Source organism: Nitratidesulfovibrio liaohensis, assembly GCF_011682075.1.
Classification (GTDB): domain Bacteria; phylum Desulfobacterota; class Desulfovibrionia; order Desulfovibrionales; family Desulfovibrionaceae; genus Cupidesulfovibrio; species Cupidesulfovibrio liaohensis.
On the sequence record NZ_VSMK01000117.1, the window covers coordinates 1 to 6439 of the forward strand.

General features: G+C 64.7%; 7 protein-coding genes and 1 pseudogene. All 8 read left to right on the top strand.

Annotation, left to right across the window (positions count from 1 at the left end; all coding sequences use genetic code 11):
• Positions 1-236 (top strand): annotated as a pseudogene (locus FVW27_RS05205) (UxaA family hydrolase); the annotation flags it as partial.
• 368 nt (positions 237-604) lie between these two features.
• Positions 605-1567, top strand: a complete 963-nt coding sequence (locus FVW27_RS05210; RefSeq protein WP_167123351.1) for a tripartite tricarboxylate transporter substrate binding protein — start codon at positions 605-607, stop codon at positions 1565-1567.
• A 63-nt stretch (positions 1568-1630) separates the two neighbouring features.
• Positions 1631-3175, top strand: coding sequence for a tripartite tricarboxylate transporter permease (locus FVW27_RS05215; protein ID WP_167123353.1), 1545 nt, complete (start codon positions 1631-1633; stop codon positions 3173-3175).
• Positions 3168-3629, top strand: a complete 462-nt coding sequence (locus FVW27_RS05220; protein ID WP_167123355.1) for a tripartite tricarboxylate transporter TctB family protein — start codon at positions 3168-3170, stop codon at positions 3627-3629. Before FVW27_RS05215 ends, FVW27_RS05220 begins: the two co-directional genes overlap by 8 nt.
• 481 nt (positions 3630-4110) lie before the next feature.
• On the top strand, positions 4111-5655 hold the full coding sequence (locus FVW27_RS05225; protein WP_167123356.1) for a tripartite tricarboxylate transporter permease: 1545 nt from the start codon (positions 4111-4113) through the stop codon (positions 5653-5655).
• Positions 5648-5866 carry a hypothetical protein gene (locus FVW27_RS20840; RefSeq protein ID WP_243838227.1) on the top strand — a complete coding sequence of 73 codons (219 nt, stop codon included), beginning with the start codon at positions 5648-5650 and terminating at the stop codon, positions 5864-5866. Before FVW27_RS05225 ends, FVW27_RS20840 begins: the two co-directional genes overlap by 8 nt.
• The gene (locus FVW27_RS20845; RefSeq protein WP_341806091.1) at positions 5857-6108 is read left to right on the top strand and encodes a tripartite tricarboxylate transporter TctB family protein; all 252 of its coding nucleotides are present in this window, start codon (positions 5857-5859) and stop codon (positions 6106-6108) included. Before FVW27_RS20840 ends, FVW27_RS20845 begins: the two co-directional genes overlap by 10 nt.
• 115 nt (positions 6109-6223) lie before the next feature.
• On the top strand, positions 6224-6439 hold a 216-nt coding region (locus FVW27_RS05235; RefSeq protein ID WP_167123358.1), incomplete at its 3' end, for a lactate racemase domain-containing protein.

The window sequence follows — 6439 nt, forward strand, 5'->3', positions numbered from 1 at the left end:
TCGGCAACCCCATCCTTCCGGTGGTGAAGCTGTGCGCCAACCCGCGCACCGTGCGCACCATGAGCGAACACATCGACGTGGACGTGTCGGGCATCCTGCGCAAGGAACTGACCATGGACGGCGCCGGCGACAAACTGGTGGAAATGGCCATCCGCACCGCCAACGGCCGTAACACCGCCGCCGAAGTGCTGGGCCACCGCGAGTTCGTCCTTACCCGTCTGTACGAAAGCGCCTAGCCTTCGCTGCCGCCCTGGCGATGGTCGCCGGGGCGGCGTCCCGCCCCGGTCGGTGGCACGCCGGGGCGGGACAGCGGAGCCCCGGTCATTCCAGGCCTGCCTGGCGCTCCGGGGCACCATGGACCATCACGGGTAGCGCGCGTAGTGATGAGATGCATTGCATGACAGCGAACCAGCAAGGGGCGGGACCGCCACAGGCGTGATCCCGCGGGACGGCGCAGCAGCCGCATAGGCATGCACGGGGACCGCCGCACCCACTCCCGCCTTTCGTAGGGCCGGTTCGTACGGGCGCTGCCAGAATTTCGCTCCCCCCGAGGGGGAGCATCGACAGGTGCCTTGAACTTCGAAGACCGAAAAAGGAGCCCTACATGAAAGTGCGTTTCCTTGCGCGGCTGGCCCTTGCGGCGCTGCTCGTCCTCGGCCTTGCGGTTGCCGGTGATGCCTATGCCAAGTATCCCGAAAAGCCCATCAACATGATCATCGCCTTCACGGCGGGCGGGTCCAGCGACGTGCAGGCCCGCATCATGCAGAAGTACTGGAACAAGTACTCCGACCAGCAGTGGGTGTTCGTCTACAAGCCCGGCGCCGGCGGCGCCATCGGCTTCGGCGAAATCGCCAACGCCCGTCCCGACGGCTACACCATCGGCGGCATCAACATTCCGCATCTGGTGCTGCAGCCCATGGTCCAGAAGGCCATGTTCTCCATCGACAGCTACGCCTACATCTGCCAGGTCGTGAACGATCCGCAGGCCGTGGTCGTGCGCAACGACAGCAAGTTCAAGTCGGTCAAGGAAATCTTCGAGTTTGCCAAGGCCAACCCCGGCAAGCTCAAGGTGGGCCTGGTGGGCCCCAACAGCGGCCATCACCTGATGTTCCTGGACGTGAAGGGCAAGTTCGACTTCCCCGTCACCGAAGTGTTCTACAAGGGCGCCGCCGACCAGAACGCGGCCCTGCTGGGCGGCGAGATCGACGTCATGTTCGGCAACCTGAACGACGTCATGCGCAGCCTTGAGGAAATGACCGTGCTCGGCCTTGCGGCAGAAAAGCGCAACGCCTTCCTGCCCGACGTGGCCACCCTGCGCGAACAGGGCTTCGACGTGGTGTCCGACATCCGCCGCGCCTACGTTGCCCCCAAGGGCGTCGACAAGGCCCAGCTGGACTACCTGCGCGAAACCTTCAAGAAGATCTGCGACGACCCCGAATACATTGCCGACATGAAGAAGGCGGGCCAGCCCACCGAATACATGGATGGTGATGCCTTTGCGGCGTACGTCCGCACCCAGAACGAGTTCGCAAGAACCATGCTGCAGAAGGCCGGTCTGCTGAAGTAGCGGACCCTGATACCGCCGGGGAGGGGTGCCATCCCTCCCCGGTCCGTTCCAAGGAGCATCACAATGATGGAATTTATCGGACCGGCCATCGGGCACCTGTTCGAGCCGTTGAACATCCTGCTGATGGTCGCGGGTCTGACGGGGGGCATCATCGTGGGGGCCCTGCCGGGCCTTACCGCCACCATGGGCGTCGCCCTCATGGTGCCGGCCACCTTCGCCATGGACGCCACCAGCGGCCTGATCATGCTGGGGGCGATCTATGCAGGCGCCATCTACGGCGGGTCCAACTCCGCCTGCCTCATCTGCACGCCCGGCACGCCCTCGTCCGTGGCCACCACCTTTGACGGCTGGCCGCTGTGCCAGGCCGGTCGGGCCGACATCGGCCTCATAACCTCTCTGCTGGCGTCCGTATTCGGCGGCATCGTCGGCACCGTGTTCCTGCTGTTCCTGGCCGCGCCGCTGGCCCGGTTCGCCTTGCAGTTCGGCGGCCCCGAGAATTTCTGGCTGTGCATTTTCGGCCTGTCCACCATCGCGGTCATGTCGTCGGGCAACATGGTCAAGGGCCTGCTGTCCGGGGCCATGGGCCTGCTGGTGTCCACCGTGGGCATCGACCCCAACGCCGGGGTGCCGCGCTTCACCTTCGGGTACTACCCGCTGGTGCAGGGCATCGAGGTCATCCCCGCCATGATCGGCCTGTTTTCCTTCTCGCAGGTGCTGTACCTGATCGGCAGCTACAAGCCGTTCATCGCCGACTACAAGCCCGCGCCCGGCGCCTTTGGCGAAGTGGTGCGCGCCCTGGTGGGCCGCTGCAAGGTCAACCTGATGCGCTCGTCCATCATCGGCACCCTTGTGGGCATGCTGCCCGGCGCGGGTGGTGAGATTGCCTCCATCATCTCCTACAACGAGGCCAAGCGCTGGGACAAGAACCCCGCCAAATACGGCAAGGGTGCCGTGGAAGGGCTTGCCGCCAGCGAAAGTGCCAACAACGCGGTCATCGGCGGTTCGCTGATCCCCATGCTGACCCTGGGCATTCCGGGCAGCGCGGTGGCGGCGGTCATCCTGGGCGCGCTGCTGGCCAAGGGCATCCAGCCCGGCTTCAAGGTGTTCACCGCCACGGGCGACCTGGCCTACACCTTCATCATGTCGCAGTTTGCGGTGAACCTGCTGATGATCCCCATCGGCCTGCTGCTGGCCCGCATCATGACCAAGCTGCTCAGCATCCGTCTGACCTTCGTGGCCATCGCCATCGTGGTGCTGTCGGTCATCGGCTCGTACGCCATCCGCAACAGCATGCTGGACGTGTGGATCGTCATCATCTTCGGCTTTCTGGGCTACTTCTCGGGCCGGGTGGGTCTGGATACCGGGGCCATGGCCCTCGGCATCATCCTTGGCCCCATGATCGAGGAAAACCTCGGCAAGTGCGTGCACCTGTCCAAGGCTTCCGGCGGTTCGGTGATCAACGTGTTCCTCGAAAGCCCCATCGCCATCCTGCTCATCGTGCTCACCCTGCTTTCGCTGGCCACCCCCTTCCTGCTGGACTGGAAGCGCAAGCGCCGCGACTGCGGCTGCGACATCGCGCAGCCCAAGGAGGATTCCACCCATGCGTAGCAGCGTTGCCGACATCGCTTCCGGTCTCGCCGTGCTGGTCATGGCCGGCGTGTTCCACGCCCAGAGCGGCGACCTTGAAGGGGTCAGCCTACTGTTCCCCCGGATGCTGATCATCTTCATGGCCCTTGGCGGCATCTATCTGTGCGGCCTTGGCCTGCTGAAGGGCCGCAAGGGAGCCGAAGCGCCGCAGGACGACGAACCCGTGGCTGTAAACCGCGTGGTCATGATCTCCGCCGGGGCCATCGCCTATGTGGCCATAATCCCTGTACTGGGCTTCTATCTTGCCTCTGCCCTGTACCTGTTCGGCATGTCCATGGTGCTGAGCGACGCCGGTGGCGGCACGCGCAAGAAGGCCGTGGCCTCCGCCGCGTTCACCGTGGTGCTGTGCCTGTTCGTCTGGATAGGGTTCGCGATGCTGTTGGGCGTTCCCACTCCGGAAGGCATGCTCTTCTAGACGCACCTGCCGCGCGGCGCCGTTCTCTTCGTTCCCCCCGTCGTGCGCCTTTCCGAAGGATTGCGTGCGGCGGGGGGCCTGTTTGTGGTCAAAAGCATCCCGCCCCCCGAGACGGTAGCCCTGCGTAACGATGCGTTTCCTTGCACGGCTGGCCCCCGCGGCGCTGCCTGTCATCTGACATGCGGCCACCAGCGCCGCCTGCGCAAGGCCTTTCGAAAATACACCAGCATGATCATCGGCTTCACGGCGGTCGGGACCAACGACGTGCAGGCCATATCACGCAGAACTAATGGAGATACTTGCTGCCTTGTCGACATGAAAGATGACGGGCCAGCCACCGGATACACGGATGGCAAAGTCTTTGCGACGTACGTGGCACGCGGAACGCGTATGCAAGAAGGCCGGCCTGCTGAAGTAGCCAACCCTGATACCGCCGGAGCGGGGTACCACCCCTCTCCGCCCTGTACCAAGGAGCTTTGCAATGATGGAATTTATCGGACCGGCCATAGGGCATCTGTTCGAACCGCTGAACATCCTGCTGATGGTTGTCGGCCTGACGGGCGGCATCATCGTGGGCGCCCTGCCGGGTCTTACCGCCACCATGGGCGTCGCCCTCATGGTGCCGGCCACCTTTGCCATGGATGCCACCAGCGGCCTGATCATGCTGGGCGCCATCTATGCCGGCGCCATTTACGGGGGGGCCAACTCCGCCTGCCTCATCTGCACGCCCGGCACGCCCTCGTCCGTGGCCACCACCTTTGACGGCTGGCCGCTGTGTCAGGCCGGTCGGGCCGACATCGGCCTGGTCACCTCCCTGCTGTCTTCGGCCTTTGGCGGCATCGTCGGCACAGTGCTGCTGCTGTTCCTGGCCGCGCCGCTGGCCCGGTTTGCCTTGCAGTTCGGCGGCCCCGAGAATTTCTGGCTGTGCATCTTCGGCCTGTCCACCATCGCGGTCATGTCGTCGGGCAACATGGTCAAGGGCCTGCTGTCCGGGGCCATGGGCCTGCTGGTGTCCACCGTGGGCATCGACCCCAACGCCGGGGTGCCGCGCTTCACCTTCGGGTACTACCCGCTGGTGCAGGGCATCGAGGTCATCCCCGCCATGATCGGCCTGTTTTCCTTCTCGCAGGTGCTGTACCTGATCGGCAGCTACAAGCCGTTCATCGCCGACTACAAGCCTACCCCCGGCGCCTTCCGCGAGGTTTTCGGCGCGTTGGTGGGCCGTTGCAAGGTCATCCTGATGCGCTCCTCGCTCATCGGCGGCCTGGTGGGCATGCTGCCCGGTGCGGGCGGCGAGATCGCCTCCATCATCGCCTACAACGAGTCCAAACGCTGGGACAAGGATCCTTCCAAATACGGCAAGGGTGCCGTGGAAGGGCTTGCATCCAGCGAAAGTGCCAACAACGCGGTCATCGGCGGTTCGCTGATCCCCATGCTGACCCTGGGCATTCCGGGCAGCGCGGTGGCGGCGGTCATCCTGGGCGCGCTGCTGGCCAAGGGCATCCAGCCCGGCTTCAAGGTGTTCACCGCCACGGGCGACCTGGCCTACACCTTCATCATGTCGCAGTTTGCGGTGAACCTGCTGATGATTCCCATCGGCCTGCTGCTGGCCCGCATCATGACCAAGCTGCTCAGCATCCGCCTGACCTTCGTGGCCATCGCCATCGTGGTGCTGTCGGTCATCGGCTCGTACGCCATCCGCAACAGCATGCTGGACGTGTGGATCGTCATCATCTTCGGCTTCCTGGGCTACTTCTCGGGCCGGGTGGGCCTGGATACCGGGGCCATGGCCCTCGGCATCATCCTTGGCCCCATGATCGAAGAAAACCTCGGCAAGTGCGTGCACCTGTCCAAGGCTTCCGGCGGTTCGGTGATCAACGTGTTCCTTGAAAGCCCCATCGCCATCCTGCTCATCGTGCTCACCCTGCTTTCGCTGGCCACCCCCTTCCTGCTGGACTGGAAGCGCAAGCGCCGCGACTGCGGCTGCGACATCGCGCAGCCCAAGGAGGATTCCACCCATGCGTAGCAGCGTTGCCGACATCGCTTCCGGTCTCGCCGTGCTGGTCATGGCCGGTGTGTTCCACGCCCAGAGCGGCGACCTTGAAGGGGTCAGCCTGCTGTTCCCCCGGATGCTGATCATCTTCATGGCCCTTGGCGGCATCTATCTGTGTGGCCTTGGCCTGCTGAAGGGCCGCAAGGGCGGAATGCGCCGCAGGACGACGAACCCGTGGCTGTAAACCGCGTGGTCATGATCTCCGCCGGGGCCATCGCCTATGTGGCCATAATCCCTGTGCTGGGCTTCTACCTTGCCTCCGCCCTGTACCTGTTCGGCATGTCCATGGTGCTGAGCGACGCCGGTGGCGGCACGCGCAAGAAGGCCGTGGCCTCCGCCGCGTTCACCGTGGTGCTGTGCCTGTTCGTCTGGATAGGGTTCGCGATGCTGTTGGGCGTTCCCACTCCGGAAGGCATGCTCTTCTAGCGTCAGTCGTACCGCGCGTTCGTTCCGTCCCTCCGCCGTGTGCATTTCCGGAAGGGCTGCACGCGGCGGGGGGAATCCCTTCCCCTGCGCTACCATTCGCAAGAGGTTTCGTTTCATGCGCATCGACCTGAAGTACGGGCACGGCTACGTGCCCCTGGAGCTGCCGGATTCCGTCCACGTGGACGTCTTCGAACCGAACCCGGTACAGCCGCTGGCCGACCCCCTGGCCGCCCTGCACGCCGCCCTTGACGAGCCGCTGGGCTGCCAGCGGCTGGAAGACCGCCCGGCCCCGCGCTCCGTGGCCATCGCCGTGCCCGACGAAACGCGTCCC

Coding starts and splice junctions, on each gene's coding strand:
- FVW27_RS05225 (WP_167123356.1), top strand. CDS start 4,111: ATGATGGAATTTATCGGACCGGCCATAGGGCATCTGTTCGAACCGCTG.
- FVW27_RS05210 (WP_167123351.1), top strand. CDS start 605: ATGAAAGTGCGTTTCCTTGCGCGGCTGGCCCTTGCGGCGCTGCTCGTC.
- FVW27_RS20840 (WP_243838227.1), top strand. CDS start 5,648: ATGCGTAGCAGCGTTGCCGACATCGCTTCCGGTCTCGCCGTGCTGGTC.
- FVW27_RS05220 (WP_167123355.1), top strand. CDS start 3,168: ATGCGTAGCAGCGTTGCCGACATCGCTTCCGGTCTCGCCGTGCTGGTC.
- FVW27_RS05215 (WP_167123353.1), top strand. CDS start 1,631: ATGATGGAATTTATCGGACCGGCCATCGGGCACCTGTTCGAGCCGTTG.